This is a genomic window from Streptomyces sp. BK208 (genome assembly GCF_004364245.1).
In the GTDB taxonomy this organism is placed as follows: Bacteria; Actinomycetota; Actinomycetes; order Streptomycetales; family Streptomycetaceae; genus Streptomyces.
Genome location: NZ_SOAV01000003.1, coordinates 520,867 through 537,573, shown reverse-complemented (window position 1 = coordinate 537,573; position 16,707 = coordinate 520,867). Strand labels below are relative to the sequence as shown.

10 protein-coding genes are annotated in these 16,707 nt (G+C 73.0%); 8 read left to right on the top strand and 2 right to left on the bottom strand.

The window, feature by feature from the left end:
• Window positions 1-56 precede the first annotated feature (56 nt).
• The 5 genes from leuD to EV562_RS10660 all read left to right on the top strand — a co-directional run bounded on the left by leuD (window position 57) and on the right by EV562_RS10660 (window position 8,825).
• Window positions 57-1,106: a 3-isopropylmalate dehydratase small subunit gene (gene leuD / locus EV562_RS35990; protein WP_133886477.1), complete on the top strand. Its 1,050-nt coding sequence runs from the start codon at window positions 57-59 to the stop codon at window positions 1,104-1,106.
• Window positions 1,107-1,194: 88 nt separating this feature from the next.
• Window positions 1,195-2,304, top strand: coding sequence for a branched-chain amino acid aminotransferase (locus EV562_RS10675; protein ID WP_133886476.1), 1,110 nt, complete (start codon window positions 1,195-1,197; stop codon window positions 2,302-2,304).
• Window positions 2,301-3,569: a Zn-dependent hydrolase gene (locus tag EV562_RS10670; RefSeq protein ID WP_133886475.1), complete on the top strand. Its 1,269-nt coding sequence runs from the start codon at window positions 2,301-2,303 to the stop codon at window positions 3,567-3,569. The genes EV562_RS10675 and EV562_RS10670 overlap by 4 nt, the downstream gene beginning before the upstream one ends.
• Window positions 3,566-7,591, top strand: coding sequence for a non-ribosomal peptide synthetase (locus EV562_RS10665; protein ID WP_133886474.1), 4,026 nt, complete (start codon window positions 3,566-3,568; stop codon window positions 7,589-7,591). Before EV562_RS10670 ends, EV562_RS10665 begins: the two co-directional genes overlap by 4 nt.
• Window positions 7,575-8,825, top strand: a complete 1,251-nt coding sequence (locus EV562_RS10660) for a class I SAM-dependent methyltransferase (protein ID WP_133886473.1) — start codon at window positions 7,575-7,577, stop codon at window positions 8,823-8,825. Before EV562_RS10665 ends, EV562_RS10660 begins: the two co-directional genes overlap by 17 nt.
• A gap of 77 nt (window positions 8,826-8,902) precedes the next feature.
• On the opposite strand, the gene EV562_RS10655 is transcribed toward EV562_RS10660, so the two are convergent.
• The gene (locus EV562_RS10655; RefSeq protein WP_133886472.1) at window positions 8,903-9,496 is read right to left on the bottom strand and encodes a TIGR00730 family Rossman fold protein; all 594 of its coding nucleotides are present in this window, start codon (window positions 9,494-9,496) and stop codon (window positions 8,903-8,905) included.
• Between the two features lie 276 nt (window positions 9,497-9,772).
• On the opposite strand from EV562_RS10655, the gene EV562_RS10650 reads away from it, so the two are divergent.
• Together EV562_RS10650 and EV562_RS10645 are read left to right on the top strand one after the other, a co-directional pair.
• Window positions 9,773-10,381 carry a helix-turn-helix domain-containing protein gene (locus EV562_RS10650; protein WP_133886471.1) on the top strand — a complete coding sequence of 203 codons (609 nt, stop codon included), beginning with the start codon at window positions 9,773-9,775 and terminating at the stop codon, window positions 10,379-10,381.
• On the top strand, window positions 10,378-11,898 hold the full coding sequence (locus EV562_RS10645; protein ID WP_133886470.1) for an MFS transporter: 1,521 nt from the start codon (window positions 10,378-10,380) through the stop codon (window positions 11,896-11,898). Before EV562_RS10650 ends, EV562_RS10645 begins: the two co-directional genes overlap by 4 nt.
• 147 nt (window positions 11,899-12,045) lie before the next feature.
• On the opposite strand, the gene EV562_RS10640 is transcribed toward EV562_RS10645, so the two are convergent.
• A complete protein-coding gene (locus EV562_RS10640; RefSeq protein ID WP_133886469.1) occupies window positions 12,046-13,107 on the bottom strand; it encodes a zinc-binding dehydrogenase in 1,062 nt (353 codons plus the stop codon).
• 253 nt (window positions 13,108-13,360) lie between these two features.
• Here EV562_RS10640 and EV562_RS10635 point away from each other — a divergent pair, with 253 nt between their 5' ends.
• Complete coding sequence (locus EV562_RS10635) at window positions 13,361-16,576, top strand: cytochrome P450 (protein ID WP_133886468.1); 3,216 nt, start codon at window positions 13,361-13,363, stop codon at window positions 16,574-16,576.
• Window positions 16,577-16,707: the final 131 nt, after the last annotated feature.

Sequence of the window (16,707 nt, the reverse complement as noted above, 5' to 3'; positions counted from 1 at the left end):
CCCGCCACCACCCCTGCGACCCACCCGAGGACCCCACCGACGAGGAGGAGACGGCGATGACGCCGACGACTTCGGCCCCGCCACCGGCCAGCGCACCCACGGCCTGCCCGCCCGCCGGCGTACACGTGGGGACCGCGGTCCCGCTGCGCGTACGCGACGTGGACACCGACCAGATCATCCCGGCACGCTTCTGCACCAACACCGAACGGACCGGCTTCGCCGACGGCCTGTTCGCCGACCGGCGGGCCGACGACTCCGGCTTCGTCCTCGACGACCCCCGCCACCGCGGCGCCAGCGTGATCGTCGCCGCCGAGAACTTCGGCACCGGCTCCTCGCGCGAGGCCGCCGTCTGGGCGCTGGCCGAACACGGCATCCGCGTGGTCCTCTCCCCCCGGTTCGGGGACATCTTCCGCGCCAACGCCTGGTTCAACGGGCTGTACGCCGTCACCGTGCCGCAGAGCTTCGTCGACGCCGTCTGGCGGGCCGTCGACGCCGACCCGGCCACCGAGGTCCGCGTGGACCTGGCGGACCTCACCGTCACCGGCGCGGGAATCGTCCAGCCCTTCGCGCTCGACGCCGACACCCAGATCCGGCTGCTGCGCGGCCAGGACGCCATCGGCGCCACGCTCCACCACGAGGACGACGTGCGCGCCTACGAGACCCACCGGGCCCCCACCCCGACGACCACGGCCCGCTTCCCGGCGGCCGGTCCGCGCCGTGCGCGGCGGCCCCGCCCCGCCCAGGAGACGCCCATGTCACCCGAGGACCGCGTCCACGCCCTGTACCGCCGCATCGACGAGGGCGACTTCGCCGGCTTCGCGGCCCTCTTCCACGAGGACGCCGTCTACCACCGGCCCGGCAGCCCCGCGCTGGTCGGCCGCGACGCCATCGAGGCGTACTACCGCGACGAGCGCACCGTCGCCGACGGTACGCACACGCTCTCCCGGGTCCTCCTGAGCGACGGCGCCCTGGCGGTCGACGGTGCCTTCAGCGGCCACCTCACCGACGGCCGGGAGCAGGCCCACCGGTTCGCCGAGATCTTCGAGTTCGGCCCGGACGGGCTGTTCACGCGCCGCGACTCCTTCCTGTTCGTCCTCAACTTCTGATCACCCGCCGCTGTCGACGCGCCCGCACCCCGCGGCGCGCCCGCCCCTCAGGACCTCTGCCAGCAACCGAGCACGTGAGGACCACCAGATGACCGTCAGCAGTGCCGCACCCGCACCCACTCACGCCGCCGGCGCGACCTCGCCGGGCGAGTCCGGCATCGGGAAGGCGGAGATAGGCGACTTCACCCCGCACATGGTGACGCTGCGGTGGACCGAGGACGACGGCTGGACCGCGCCCCGGCTCGGCCCGCACGAGAACCTGTCCGTCTCCCCGGCGACCGCCGCGCTCCACTACGGCCAGTCCATCATCGAAGGGCTCAAGGCGCACCGCCAGCCCGACGGCTCCTTCGCCGTCTTCCGGCCCCGCGACCACGCCCGTCGCTTCCGGAGCTCGGCCCGCCGCCTGGCCATGCCCGAGTTGCCCGACGACCTCTTCGTCGATGCCCTGGACCGCCTCGTCGAGGCGAACACCGACGTCGTCCCGGACCGCCCCGGGTACAGCCTGTACCTGCGGCCGTACATGTTCGCCTCCGAGGCCAACGTGGTGCCGCGTCCGGCCCGCGAGTACACCGTCGTCGTCATCTCCTTCCTGATCGGCAGCTACTTCGGGGACAGCCCCGACGGCGTCTCCGCGTGGGTCTGCCGCGACCACGCCCGTGCCTTCCCCGGAGGGACGGGAAGCGCCAAGACACCCGGCAACTACGCGCCCACCATGCCCGCCCAGCTCGCCGCCGGCCGGGCCGGCTGCCAGCAGGTGGTGTGGCTGGACGCGGTGGAGCGCCGCTGGGTGGAGGAGATGGGCAGCGCCAACCTGTTCTTCGTACGCGGCAGCGGCGACGACCTCACCGTCGTCACCCCGCCGCTGAACGGCAACTTCCTGCCCGGCATCACCCGCGACTCGGTCATCGCCGTCGCCACCGAACTCGGCTACCGCGTCCGTGAGGAGCCCGTGGCCCTCGACGAATGGCGCGAGGCGTGCGCGTCGGGACTGATCACCGAGACGTTCGGGTGCGGCACGGCCGCCGTCGTCACGGCCGTCGGACACGTCCGCGACGGCGACCGCGAGTGGACCGTCGGAGACGGCACCACGGGACCGGTCACCAGCGCCGTCAAGGAACGGCTGCTCGCCCACCACCACGGGCTGATCCCCGACGTCCACGGCTGGCGGCACTCCACGACGACGGGGGCACGGCGATGACCACGACCACCACCTCGCTCAGTCCGGCGCGCGTCGACGCGGCCCGGCTGCTGGACACCCTGGAGCGGCTGCGCGCCATCGGGGCGACCGGCGACGGCGGCGTGACGCGCCGCGCCTTCAGCCACGAGGACGTCAAGGGACAGGAGTTCGTGGCCGGGCTGATGCGCGAGGCCGGACTCACGGTCCACGTCGACGCCGCGGCCAACCTCGTCGGCACGTGCCCGGGCCGCGACCCGGACGCCCCGACGCTGGTGCTCGGCTCCCACCTCGACACCGTCCCCGGCGGCGGCGCCTACGACGGGGCGTACGGCGTCCTCGCGGCCGTCGAGACCGCCCGCACGCTGCACGAACGCGGCACCCCGCTCGACCGGCCGCTGACGGTGATGGCGTTCAGCAACGAGGAGGGCACCACCGGCACCCCCGCCATGTTCGGCTCCCGCGCCGTCGCCGGCTGCCTCACCCCCGGCGAACTGGAGCTGCCCGTCGCCGGGGAGAACCGCTCGCTCGCCCAGGTCCTGGACGCCGCCGGGGGCGACAGCCTGCGCGTCGACAACGTCCGCCGGAGCGCCGGCTCCGTCGCCGCCTACCTCGAACTGCACATAGAACAGGGGCCGGTGCTCATCGGCTGCGGCGCCGAGATCGGCATCGTCGAGGGCATCTCCGGGCGCCTCACCGCCGAGGTCACCGTCCGGGGCCAGGCCAATCACGCGGGCACCACCCCCATGGCCGACCGCCACGACGCGCTGCTCGCCGCGGCCCGGATCACGGTCGGCGTCCCCGGGCTCACCGGCACCGACGGCGTGGTCAGGGTCGCCACCGTCGGCGACTGCCGGGTCTCGCCCGGCGCGTGGAACGTCGTCCCCGGCGGGGCCACGCTCGTCGTCGACCTGCGCGACATGTCCGAGGACAACCTGGAGGCCGGCCTCGACCGGCTGCGGGTCCTGGGCGAAGAGGCCGCCCGGGCCACCGGCACCCGCGTCGACGTCGCCGAGGTGCAACGGGTGAGCCCCACCCCCTGCGACGCGGATCGGCGGGACACCGTGCGCCGCGCCACCGACGCCCTCGGCCTGTCCAGCGTCACCCTGCCCAGCGGGGCCGGTCACGACGCTCAGTGGATGGCCCGCGTCGCCCCCACCGGCATGATCTTCGTGCCCAGCGAGGAGGGCGCGAGCCACGTCCCCTACGAGCGCACCGCGCCCGCCGACCTCGTCCGGGGCGCCGACGTGCTGCTCGGCTGCGCCCTCCTGGAGGGAACGACGTCATGACCACCGCGACCCGGCAGCCCGCCCACCCCATCCAGCGGGGCATGTGGCTGGCCTCCCAACTCGACCCGATCAGCTCCGAGTTCACCGTCTCCACCGCCGTACGCCTGACCGGGCCCCTGGACCGGAGCGCACTGCGCGCCGCACTCGGCGACGTGCTCGCCGAACAACCCCTGCTGCGTTCCCGCTTCGCGCGCTACGGCCACAACGGCCTGTCTCTGGTCGTCGATCCGGACCTCGCCGCCCCGCTGGCGGAGACCGACCTCGGCACCCTGCCCGCGACCGCCGCCGAGGACACCGCGCGGGAGCGCGTCGCCGCCGCCGCACGCGTCCCCTTCGACCTGGAGAACGGCCCCCTGCTGCGGGCCATGCTGGTACGCCTCGGCCCCGAGGACCACGTCGTCGCACTCCATTTGCACCACGCCGTCTGCGACGGCGACTCCGTGCAGATCCTGTACGACGCCTGGAGCCGCGCCTATGCGAACCGCACCGGCGCCGGCCCGTCCCCGGCGACGCGGCCGGCCCCGCGGCCGGCCCCGTACGACGACACCCCCGAGTACTTCCGCCACGCCACGGTCTCCGAGAAGGAACACGCCGAAGGACTCGCCTACTGGAGCCGTCGCCTCGACGGCGCGCAGCCCCTGGCGCTGCCCATGACCGGTACCCCCGGCCGCACGGACCGGGAAGGGGCCGGACACCGCTTCGCGCTGTCCGCGCCCCTGGTCCGGCGGGTCGACGCCTACGCCCGCGAGGCGCACACCACGCGCTATGCCGTCCTGCTCACCGCGTACGCCGCCCTGCTCGCGCGGCTGTGCCGCACGGAGGAGGTAACCGTCGGCACGACCGCGTCCACCCGGCTGACCGAGGAAGCGCGCCCGGCCGTCGGCCCCCTGTTCAACACCCTCGCCCTGCGCACCGGCGTCCGGGCGGACCTCACCTTCCGGGACGCCACGGAGACGGTGACCGACACCGTGCTCGACGCCTTCGAGCACGTACGGGTGCCGTTCGAGGACGTCCTGGACACCGTGCGCACCGCCGCCTCCTCCGGGCTGCGCAACCCGCTGTTCAACGTGTTCTTCGAACTCGACCACGACACCGCGCCCGCCCTGTGCCTGCCCGGCTGCGCGGCGACCGCGTTCCCCTTCCCCGACCACGCGCCCAAGACCGACCTGATGCTCGTGCTGAGGCCCGACGCCGAGGGCCTGACCGGCGAGTTCACCTACCGCACCGCCGTCTGCGACGCCATCGGCGTGCGCGCGCTGGCCGAAGGCTTCACCGCGCTGCTCGACCGCGCCCTGGCGACGCCCGACACCCCCCTCGCCGACCTGCCCGTCATGCCGGAGCACCGCCGAGCCGAGGTGCTGGAGCGGTTCGCCGAAGGAGGCAGCGTGCCGTTCGAGGACCGGTGCGCGCACCGGCTCTTCGAAGAACAGGTCCGCCGCACCCCCGAGGCCGTGGCCGTACGCGAACTCGGCGACGCGCAGCGGACGTTGACGTACGCCGAGCTGAACGGCCGGGCCAACCGGCTGGCCCGCTACCTGGTGGACCAGGGGGTGGCCGCGCACGACCGCGTCGCGCTGCTCCTGCGCCGCTCGCCGGACCTGGTCGTCGCCTGCCTCGCCGTGTGGAAGGCCGGCGCCGCGTACGTACCGCTCGACCCGGCCTTCCCCGACCCCCGGCTGGCCTTCGTCGTCGAGGACACCGACGCGCGCCTGGTCGTCACCGAATCCTCCCTGGCCGGACGGGCCGCGGCCCTCGGCGGCGACGTGGTCGTGCTCGACGAGGCGTGGCCCGCCATCGCCGTCCACGCCGAGAGCGACCTGCCCGGAGGGCCGGACTCCGGCGCGCTCGCGTACGTCATCCACACCTCCGGCTCGACCGGCAGGCCCAAGGGCGTGCTCGTGGAGCACCGCGGGCTCGCCAACTTCCTCGCCTGGTGCGTGAGCCGGTACGCGGCCGACGGCGACGGCGGTGCCCCGCTCTTCTCCTCCATGGCCTTCGACATGGTGGTGCCCGACCTGTACACCCCCCTGCTCACCGGCCAGTCCGTCGCCCTGGCCCCGGACGGTCTTCCGCCGGACCGCCTCGGCGAGGTCCTCGCGGGCGGAGCCCCCTACAGCTTCATCAAGCTGACCCCGGGCCATCTGGAACTGCTCACCGCCCAGCTCACCCCCGCCCAGGCCCGCGGCCTGGCCCGGCTGCTCGTCGTCGGCGCCGACGCGTTCCCGCCCGCCGCCCTCGCCGCCTGGCGCGCGCTCGCCCCCGACGTACCGCTGCTCAACGAGTACGGACCGACCGAGGCGACCGTGGCCAACAGCGCGTACGAGATACCGCCCCCCGCGGCGCCGGGAGCGCGCGAGACCGACGCACCGGCCACCCTGCCCATCGGACGGCCCATCCCCAACACGACGCTCCACGTCCTGGACGGCGACGGCGCACCCGTGCCGCCCGGTGTCGTCGGCGAGATCCACATCGGCGGGGCCTGCGTCGCCCGCGGTTACGCGAACCGGCCCGCCGCCACGGCCGAGCGGTTCCTCGACGACCCGTACGGCCCGCCCGGCGCACGGCTCTATCGCACCGGTGACCTCGGCCGCTGGCTGTCCGACGGGCAGGCGGAGTTCCTCGGCAGGTCCGACCACCAGGTCAAGATCAATGGTTACCGGGTCGAACCGGGCGAGGTCGAGGCCGCCCTCGTCGCGGCGCCCGGCGTCCGCCAGGCCCTCGTGGTCACCGCCGACACGCCCGCCGGCGCCCCCGCCCTGGTCGCGCACGTCGTGCCGGACCCGGGAAGTGCCTTCGACGCCGCCGCCCTGCGCGCCGAACTCGCCCGCACCCTGCCCGCGCATCTCGTGCCCGCCCGGATCCTGGAGCTCGCCACGATCCCGCTCAACGCCAACGGGAAGGTCGACCGGGCAGCTCTGCCCGAGCCCGAGTGGGGCGGCGGGGCCACCGGCGGACCCCGGGGCCCGCGCACGCCCGCCGAGGAAGCCGTCACCCGGGCGTGGGCGGAGGTCCTGGGCCTCGCCCCCGACGCGTTCGGCCCGGACGACAACTTCTTCGGCCTCGGCGGCAACTCCCTGCTCGTCCTGACCGTGGTCGCCCGCCTGCGCGGTCTGCTCGGCGCCCAGCTCAGCTTCGCCCGCTTCCTCCAGGACCCGACGGTCGCCGGGATCGCCGCCGCGCTCGGCGAGACAGCGCAGCCGGCCGGCGGCGGCCGCAGCCTGGCGCCGCTCGCCCCCGACGGTGACGGCGTGCCCACGGTGTTCGTCCACCCCCTGGGCGGCACGGTCTTCTGCTACCGCCACATCGTCGAGATCCTGCGCGGCGAGGGTCCCCTGTACGGGCTCACCCTCGGGGCGCTGCGCGGCGAGGACCCCGAGGGCGACGACCGCCTGGAGGACACCGCCGCCCGCTACGCCGCGGAGATCCACGACACCGTGTCCGGTCCGGTCAACGTTGTCGGCTGGTCGGCGGGCGGCGTCATCGCGTTCGAGACCGCCCGGCAGCTCCGCGCGCTCGGCGGGGACGTCGCCCACCTGGTGCTGCTCGACCCTTCCACCCCGCACGAGAACACCCGCTGGCGCGGCTACGTACGCCAGCTGCGCCGGATCCGGACCAGGCTGGGTCTGGCCGACGACGAGGAGCGGGAGGCGGAGTTCCAGGCGGTGCTGCGCGGCGACCTGTTCCAGGCGATGGGCATCGACCCCGCCACCTGCCGCGACTACTCCCTCTTCCCCCAGGACGTGCTGCTCATCTGGCAGCGCCAGCTCGAGACGCTCGGCGGTTACGAAGTCGGCTTCTACGACGGACCGATGACCGTCCTGACCTCCCAGGAGAAGGACGGCGACGACCAGATCCTCCTCGTGGCGCAGTGGCAGGAGCACGCCGGGGGACCGGTCAAGCACATCCAGGTGGGCGGCGACCACCTGCAAATGATGCAACTGCCCGCCGCGGCCTCCTCGGCGGCCGCGCTGCGGGAACTGATCACCCGGGGAGGGAAGGCACGCGATGACCACGCACGCTGACAGGGCCGCCGGCACGGACGCCGAACAGATCATCGGTGAGTTCTACTCCGAGTTCCCCTACCCCTGGCACGCCACCCGTCTCACCGCACCCGACGACCCGTCTCTCCATCCCGCCCTCCTCGCACAGGAGCTGGGTGACTTCACCCACGGGCGCCTCCCGCCTGACGCCCGCGTGTGGGTGCCCGGCTGCGGCGTCAACCAGGCGCTGATCGTCGCCCTGCGCTTCCCCGCCGCCCAGGTCGTCGGCAGCGACGTCTCCACGGACTCCCTGGACCTGTGCCGCACCGCACGCGACCAGATCGGCGCGACCAATCTGACTCTGCGTGAGGAGGGCATAAGCGACGCCCCGTACCGGGAGGAGTTCGACTACGTCGTGTGCACCGGGGTGATCCACCACCACCCCGACCCGGGGATGCTCCTCGCCCGCCTCGCCGCCGCCCTGAAACCGACCGGCGTCCTGGAACTCATGGTCTACAACGCCTACCACCGGCGCGAGATCACCGCGTTCCAGGAGGCGATGCGGCTGCTCGGACGCGAACAGGACCTCTGGTTCGCCCGCCGCGTCGCCGGCTCCCTCACCCGCGACAGCGAACTCACCCGCCAGCTGCGCGCCGACCTCGGGGAGCCGGAGGAGCAGTTCGCGGACAGCTGGCTCAACCCCTGCGAGCGCAACTTCACGGTCCGTACCCTGCACGAGACGGCCGGCACGGCCGGGCTCGCCCTGGAGGCACCCTGCGCCAGCCCGCTCGCCACCGGCCTCGATCTCTACGACTGGCGGGTGCCCTGCGACGACGCACAACTCAGGCGCCAGACCGCCGGGTTGACCGACGTGGAGCGCTGGCAGGTCACCCAGGCGCTGAGCGTCGACCGAAGTCCGCTGCTGTGGTTCTACCTGCGCCGCACGGACAACCCGTGGCCCGCCCTGCGCGAGTCGGACCGCGACGAGGCTTTCCTGGACACCGCGTTCGTCCCCGTGACGACGGGCGAGCGGGTGTGGGTGATGGGACGCGCGGGCGGCTACCAGCCGCTGGACGCCCCCCAGCCCCTGGTCGCCGGCCCCGCGCCGGTCGTGCCGTGGCTGCCGGACGTGGCGGACGGCGAACGCACGGTCCGTGAGCTGCTCACCGACCGCGGCGGAGTGCCGAACCGCGACGACCTGCGCGAGCTGCGCATCCGGCTCACCACCCCGTCGTTCCCGCACCTGCGGGCCGTGTCGGACCCGTCGGGAGCGTAGGCGGCCGCGGACGGGAGGAAAGGGGGTGGGCCCCACACCGACCGGTGTGGGGCCCACCCCCTGACCCTTCCCCCCGCTCAGGCGGGGGCCATCTGGGTCACGGGCGCCGGGCGGGGGAGCCCCAGCAGGTCGAGGGCCGCGTCCGGAGCGTCGGCCACCTTGACGATGGAACGCTCCCGGGGCGTGAAGAAACCTTCCTCGCACATACGGTCGAGCATCGATATCAGCGGCTGGAAGAATTCCCGGACATTGACGAGGACAACCGGCTTGCGGTGATATCCCAACTGGTTCCAGGTGGCCACCTCCATCAGTTCGTCGAGCGTGCCGAAGCCGCCCGGAAGCACCAGGAACGCGTCCGACAGCCGGTACATCAGCGCCTTGCGCTCGTGCATGCTGGGCACCACGAAGATCTCGCCGCACGCCTCGACCGCCCGCTCGCGCTCGTGCAGGGCGTGCGGGATCACGCCGGTCACCTTGGCTCCGGACCGGTGCGCGGCCTGGGAGACGGCGCCCATGACGCCGGCTCCGCCCGCACCGTAGACCAGGTCGGCACCACGGAGCCCGAGCCCCTCGCCGAGCGCGGTCGCCATCTCCACGTAGTGCGACGAATTGCCGCCGCGTGAACCGCAGAGCACGCCGATGCGCCGCGAGCTCGATGTGGGAAAAGCCATGTCGAATTCCCTTCCTGGGACGGTGGTCGGGTTCTCTTCGGCAGGCTAGAGGAATTCTCCGGAAATCTCGCCGCGCACCGGCGTATTTCCACCCGAGGGGGAGGGCCCCGCATTGTCCGGCCGTGTCCACACAGTGAAATAGATATTTCACATCGGGCGAGAACCCTCGCCCTGGAGCGAGCGGACAGGGGTAAATCAGGCCAAAACGGTGCCGATGAGATCGTGTCCGCGAGGCGGGGCCTTGCGCCCGATGGCGTGCCGACGCAGTATTGAAAGATGTCTTTCAAGTCCCGAGCGAACCCCGCTGCCCGCCCCGGACGAGTCCCGATCACTGATGTGCGCGTCCTGGGCGCCTTCGCGCACCCTCTGCGCCTCCGCCTGCTGCACCACCTCATGCGCAAGGGACCGGACACCGCGAGCCGCTGCGCGGAGGCGGTCGACGACTCGGCCTCCAACTGCAGCTACCACCTCCGCCTGCTCCACCGGTACGGACTGGTGGAGCGCGTCGAGGCGGAGGACGGCTCCGACGCCCGTGACCGGCCGTGGCGCGCGGTCGCCACCGGTTTCGACTTCCTGCCGGACGGCCAGGGCCCCGAGTCGCTCGCCGCCCACTCGGCGGTAGTCGGGGCCGAGCTGGGCGAGCTCACCCGTCTCGTGCGGCACTTCCTCGCCAACTTCGGCTCACTGGAGGAACCCTGGCAGCGGGCGGCGGTGTTCGACTCCTACGCGCTCGCCCTCACGCCGGACGAGCTCCTCCACCTGACCTCGGTGATCGACCTGCTGGTACGCCCGTACATCATCGCCAACCGCCGTGACGTGCCGCCCGACGCGGCCGAGATCAGCTTCAGCGTCCAGGCGTTCCGCCGGCCCAAGGAGCAGAGTTGACCCCCGTACTCCGCCGGAAGAAGCCCGCCGGGCCCACAGGTTCTGCCGGGTCCGTCCGGGACTCCGCGAACTCCCCGATACGCAACCCGCGCTTCCGCGCCTTATGGGCGGCCGGGCTGCTCGACGACACGATCGACTGGATGCTGGTCACCGCCATCCCGATCTTCGTCTACCGCATGACCGAGTCGGCGATGACGACGTCCCTCGCCTTCCTGATCGAACTCGCCCCGGGCGTCCTCGTCGGCTCCCTTGCCGGGATCGCCGCGGACCGGTACGACCGCAGGAAGCTGCTGCTCGTCTGCACGCTGCTGCACGCGGCCCTGGCTGCCCTGCTCCTTCCGGTCACCTCCGGCGACCAGCTGTGGCTCGTCTATGCGGTGATCGCGGGGCGCGCGGTGTGCGCGCAGTTCGTCCTGACGTCGAAGAACGCGCTGCTGCCCGACCTCGTGGAGCCCGGGCAGAGGGCGGCGGCCAGCAACCTGGTCGTCCTGAACTCCAACCTCGGCCGCCTGGGCGGCAGTCTGCTCGGCGGCGTCGTGGTCGCCGGGGGACTGCGCCCGGTGGCGGCGGGCTCGGTCCTCGGCCTGCTCCTGACGGCCGGGGTGGTCAGCCGGATCCGTCGGCCCGAACGCGCGCCTGTCAGGCCCGGGCCGGAGGCGGCCGCGACGGAGAGTGCGCCGGGGGGACCGATGGCCACGTCGGCGTCCACGGGCTCGGCGTCCACGGACTCGGCGTCCACGGACTCGGCGTCCACGGACTCGGCGTCCACGGGCTCGGCGGCCGGCGAGAGGGCCCAGCGCGCCGAGGCGACCGCTCCTGCGGCTGCCGCGGGCTCCGGCCGGATGTTCCGGCACTGGCGCGAAGGCGTCGCGGTGATCACCGACGACCGCCGCCTACGCGTGTCCTTCCTCGCGGCCATCCTCTGCGCCATAGGCCAGGGCCTGTTCGTCGTGCTGTTCGTCGTCTTCGTGGCCACCACCCTGCACGGCACCGACGCCGAGATCGGCCTGCTGCGCAGCATCCAGGGCATCGGCGGCATCGCGGGCGGCCTGGCGCTGGGCTTCCTGGGCACCCGCGTGCACCCGAGGCCGCTGATCACCTGGGGAGCGCTGTCCTTCTCCGCCCTGGCGCTGCTGATCTGGAACGCGCCGACGGTCACGACCGCCTTCGGCGTGTACGTCGTCCTGTTCGCCGTGGTGGGCCTGCCCGGTGGCGTCTACTACGCCGGGATGCTCGGGATGGTCCAGCAGCGGGTCCCCGCCGACCACCTGGGCCGGGCACTCGGCTCCTTCTACACCGTGTCCAACGGCGCCCAGGCCATCGGCATGGCCCTCGCGGGCCTGCTCACCGACCGCCTGGGCCCGGTACCGCTGCTGAACGCGCAGGCAGTCCTCTACCTGGCCGCCGGCCTGATGGCCCTGTTCGTACTGGGCGCCCGCAACACCCCGGAGACCCCGGCGACCGCCACACCCCCCGCGCCCCGGCGCAAGGCACCGCTGCCCGACCCGCACGGATAGCACCGCAGCCCGTACCGGCACCTGCCGCCGTCCAGCGAGGTGATGCCGGCGTCGCTGCTGACCTGCGGTTCTCTGAATCCCGTTCGGGCCGACATCTTGCCGCAACGCCCGTGCCGGGCGCGGTGAGCCGGCCACCGCCCCTCCCGCTCAGGGGGTGAGCACCAGGCGGATCGGGTCGCCGGCCTTCTTCTCCAGGCGGGCGACGGCGTCCGCGGCCTCGGCCAGCGGGACGTGGGCCGTGATGGAGGGGGCCAGGTCGATGCGTCCGGCCGAGGCCAGGCCGACGAGCTGCTCCACGTGCTCGGGCTCGGAGCCGTAGTGGCCGCGGACCTGGTTGACGTTGAAGCAGAATCCGATGCTGTCGGCGATCGTGACCGGCTCCGGGGTGAGTCCGGCGAGGACGAGTGAACCGAACGGGCCGAGGACCGACGCGGCCTGGGCGCGGGCGTCGCCCACGCCGGCGAAGTCGAAGGCGACGTCGAGGCCGCGCCCGGCCGTCGCCTCCCGCACCGCCTCGGCGAAGGCGGGGGCGAGCGGGTCGAGGGCGACGTCCGCGCCGAAGACGAGGGCTCGTTCGCGGGCCGAGGGCAGCGGGTCGATCGCGATGATCGGGGCCGCGCCGACCATCCGGGCGAGCCGTACGGCGTGGGCGCCGAGGCCGCCCGCGCCCCAGATGCCGACCGCCTGGGCGGGGCGGACGGCGCCGGTGCCCACGATCGCGGCGTACGGGGTGGAGACCGCGTCGGGGATGATCGCGGCCTGGTCGAAGGGCAGGCCGTCCGGGATGGGTAGCAGGGTGCCCTCGCGGGCGATCGTGTACTGCGCCCAGCCGCCGTCGTAGTCCAGGCCGCGGGTGAGTGGTCGGTGGCACGTCATCCGGCGCAGGCAGCCGCCGCAGTCGCCGCACGCCTCGCCGGCCTGGAGGACCACGCGCTGCCCGGGCGTCCAGCCGCCCTTCACGTCCGGGCCGAGGGTGTGGACGACACCGGCCACCTCGTGGCCGAGGGTGACGGCACCCGCCTCCGTGACCGCGTCGATGGGGAAGAAGGGGCTCAGGCTGCCGTCGATCAGGTGGACGTCCGACAGGCAGACACCCGCTGCCCGCACCTCGACGAGGACCTCGCCCGGGCCGGGGACCGGGATCGGGACCTCTTCGACGGCGAAGGTACGGGTGTCCAGGCGCAGCCGTCCGGCCTGCATGGTGTTCATGCGGAAACCTCGATGTGCTCGGTGGGAAGAAGCGCGCCCGCAGCTCAGGCGCTCGACATGGTCGCATGACCATGTCGTTTAACCGTGTCCACTGACGAGGTCATCTGTCAAGCCGCTTCCGCCGGACGTTCGCGGGCGGTTCCGAGTTCCGCCCGACGGCTGTGTCGTTCAATACAGTCACTCGACATGTTCGATCGACAAAGTCGTGTGTAAGTTGGCCGGTGACTGCTGGAGTGCAACGAAAGGCACGCTCATGACTCAGGTGTCCGCAGGCGCGGCACGGGCGATTCCCGAGCGCCCCCCGCTGCCGCTCGTAGGCCACGCGTTCAACGTTCCCGCGGGTGCGGACGGACTGGCCCACCTGCTGAAGGAGTTCAGGGAGTTCGGCCCCGTGTACCGGCTGCGCATCTTCGGGAGGGACACCGTCATGGTCGGCGGCCTGGACCTCGTGGCTGAACTGTCGGACGAGACCCGCTTCCGCAAGCACGTCCACACCGACCTGGTCGAGGTCCGGGCCCTGGCCGGGGACGGCCTGTTCACCGCCTACAACCACGAACCGAACTGGCGCAAGGCCCACGACATCCTGATGCCCGCGTTCTCGCTCGGCGCGATGCGCAGCTACCACGACCCCATGCTCAAGGTCGCCCGCTCACTGATCGGCAAGTGGGACCGGCTGGCCGGGGCGCAGACGGTGGACGTGCCCGACGAGATGACCCGGCTGACCTTCGACACGATCGGCCTGTGCGGCTTCGGCTACGACTTCCGGTCCTTCCGCCGCGACGACCTGCACCCGTTCGTCGAGGCGATGGCCAGGGCCCTCGTCTTCGCCCAGGAGAAGGGTGAGTCCATCCCGGGCTCCGAAATCTTCAAGAGGAAGAAGGTCGAGCAGTTCCGCGCGGACATCGACCTGATGACGGACCTCGTCGACGACGTGATCAGGGAGCGCCGCGCCTCCGGCGACACCAGCACGGACGACCTGATGGGGCTGATGCTGCACACGAAGGACCCCGTCACCGGCGAGCCGCTGGACGACGTGAACATCCGGCACCAGGTGATCACCTTCCTGATCGCCGGCCACGAGACCACCAGCAGCGCGCTCTCCTTCGCCCTGTACTACCTGACCAAGCATCCGGAGGTGCTCGCCCGGGCCCAGGCCGAGGTGGACGCCCTGTGGGGCGACACCGCGTCCCCGGACCCCCAGTACGGCGACATCGGCAGGCTCACCTACATCCGCCAGGTGCTCAACGAGAGCCTGAGGCTGTGGCCGACCGCACCCGCGTACGCCGTCGAGCCGATCGAGGACACCGTCATCGGCGGCAAGTACCCCGTCCGCAAGGGCGAGTCGCTGATGGTGATCACCTCGGCCCTTCACCGCGACGCGGCCTGGGGCGAGAACGTCGAGCTGTTCGACCCCGAGCGCTTCACTCCCGAGCGGGAGGCGGCCCGCTCGGTCCATGCCTTCAAACCGTTCGGCAACGGCGAACGAGCTTGCATCGGCCGCCAGTTCGCGCTGCACGAGGCCACCCTGCTGCTGGGCCTGCTGGTGCACCGCTACCGTCTGATCGACCACACCGACTACCAGCTGAAGATCAAGTCGACCCTGACCATCAAGCCCGACGGGTTCAGCCTCAGGCTGGCCCGCCGCACCGGCGACGAACGGCGCCTGCCCGTCGCGGCGAAGGCGGACCCCGTCGCGGGCCGGACCACGGCCGTGACGCGCCGGGCGAGCGGCACCGCGCTGACGCTGCTCCACGGTTCCAACCTCGGCACCTGTGCCGGCATCGCCCGCGACCTCGGCACGGACGGTGAGGAGCACGGCTTCGCCCCGACCGTCGCCCCCCTCGACGCGTACACGGAGCGGCTGGCCGGCTCCGAGGGACCGGTCGTCATCGTCGCCGCCTCCTACAACGGCCGCCCGACCGACGACGCCGCCCGCTTCGTCGCCGCCCTGGAGAACCTCGCCCCCGGCTCGCTGACGGGACTGCGGTACGCCGTCCTCGGTGTCGGTGACCGCAACTGGGCAGCCACCTACCAGTGGATCCCCACCCTGATCGACGAGCGCCTGACCGCCGCCGGCGCCGTCCCGCTTCTGCAGCGCGGCAGCGCCGACGCCTCCGGCGACTTCGGCGGAGTGGTCGACCGGTGGACCGAAGACCTGTGGAAGGCGCTCCTGGACGAGTACGGCGAGGCGACCGCCGGTGAAACGGCCGCCCCCGGGCCCGAGGCGGAAGGGGAGGGGCTGTACGAGCTGGAGGACACCTCGGAGTCGGTCCTCGGCGGTCTCGCCGAGCGCCACGGCGTCCAGCCGATGGAGGTCCTCGAGGCGTACGAACTCGTCGACACCGACCACGAACTGGGACGCTCCAAGCGGTTCCTGCGGCTCCGGCTGCCCGAGGGCGTCACCTATCGCACCGCCGACCACCTGGCCGTCCTGCCCGGAAACCCCGACGGCCTCGTCCAGCGCGTCGCCGACCGCTTCGGCCTCGATCTGGACCGCACCGTCCGGCTGCGCGCCCGCCGCCGGAGCCGGGGCGCCCTGCCCGTGGACCGGCCACTGACCCTGCGCCGTCTGCTCACCGACTTCGTCGAGCTCCAGGACGCGGCCACCCAGGAGCAGGTCGCCGTGCTCGCCGAGCACACCTCCTGCCCGCCCGAGAAGCAGCCGCTCACCGCCTTCGCCACCGCCGGTCCCGAGACCTTCCGGGAGCAGGTGACCGCAGGGGGACTCAGCGTCCTGGACCTCCTGGAGCGCTACCGCGCGTGCGAACTGCCCTTCGAGCGCTTCCTGGAGCTGCTGCCGGTGCTGCGTCCCCGGCACTACTCGATCTCGTCGTCCGCCGCGGCCCGGCCCGGTGAAGCCGACCTGATGGTGTCGCTGCTCGCCGCGCCCCACCGGTCGGGGGAGGGCACCTTCCGGGGGATCGCCTCGCACTTCCTGCAGACGGTGCACGCGGGTGGGGCGATCCAGGCCCGGGTCCTGCCGTGCAGCGAGTCCTTCCGCCTGCCCGAGGACACCTCCGTGCCGGTGATCCTGGTCAGCGCGGGCACCGGCCTCGCGCCCTTCCGCGGCGCGGTCCTCGACCGCCACCACACCGGCTCGACCGGCACCCTGCTCTGCTACTTCGGCTGCGACCACCCCGACGTGGACTTCCTGCACCGGGAGGAGTTCGAGGCGGCCGAGGCGGCCGGCGCCGTCAGCATGCGCCCCACCTTCATGCACGCGCCCGAGAACGGCGCCCGCTTCGTCCAGGAGCGCATCGCCCGTGAGAGCGAGGAGGTGTGGTCCGTCCTGGAGGCCGGCGGACGCGTCTACGTCTGCGGCGACGGCCGTCGTATGGCCCCCGCCGTCCGGGAGGCGTTCATGGCGGTCTACCGCGAGCGGACCGGTGCGAGCGACGAGCAGGCCGTGGCATGGCTCGCCGCGCTCGTGGGATCCGGACGCTACGTCGAGGACGTCTGGGCCGGCTGATCCTCACGAGGAGGCGGAAACGGTGGTGGGGGGGGGGGGGGGGGGGGCCCCCCCCCCCCCCCCCGCGGGGGGGCCCCGGGGGCGGGGGGGGGGGGGGGGGGGGCGCCCCGCCGCGGGGGGGGGGGGGGGTG

Coding starts and splice junctions, on each gene's coding strand:
- leuD (WP_133886477.1), top strand. CDS start 57: ATGACGCCGACGACTTCGGCCCCGCCACCGGCCAGCGCACCCACGGCC.
- EV562_RS10675 (WP_133886476.1), top strand. CDS start 1,195: ATGACCGTCAGCAGTGCCGCACCCGCACCCACTCACGCCGCCGGCGCG.
- EV562_RS10670 (WP_133886475.1), top strand. CDS start 2,301: ATGACCACGACCACCACCTCGCTCAGTCCGGCGCGCGTCGACGCGGCC.
- EV562_RS10665 (WP_133886474.1), top strand. CDS start 3,566: ATGACCACCGCGACCCGGCAGCCCGCCCACCCCATCCAGCGGGGCATG.
- EV562_RS10660 (WP_133886473.1), top strand. CDS start 7,575: ATGACCACGCACGCTGACAGGGCCGCCGGCACGGACGCCGAACAGATC.
- EV562_RS10655 (WP_133886472.1), bottom strand. CDS start 9,496: ATGGCTTTTCCCACATCGAGCTCGCGGCGCATCGGCGTGCTCTGCGGT.
- EV562_RS10650 (WP_133886471.1), top strand. CDS start 9,773: ATGTCTTTCAAGTCCCGAGCGAACCCCGCTGCCCGCCCCGGACGAGTC.
- EV562_RS10640 (WP_133886469.1), bottom strand. CDS start 13,107: ATGAACACCATGCAGGCCGGACGGCTGCGCCTGGACACCCGTACCTTC.
- EV562_RS10635 (WP_133886468.1), top strand. CDS start 13,361: ATGACTCAGGTGTCCGCAGGCGCGGCACGGGCGATTCCCGAGCGCCCC.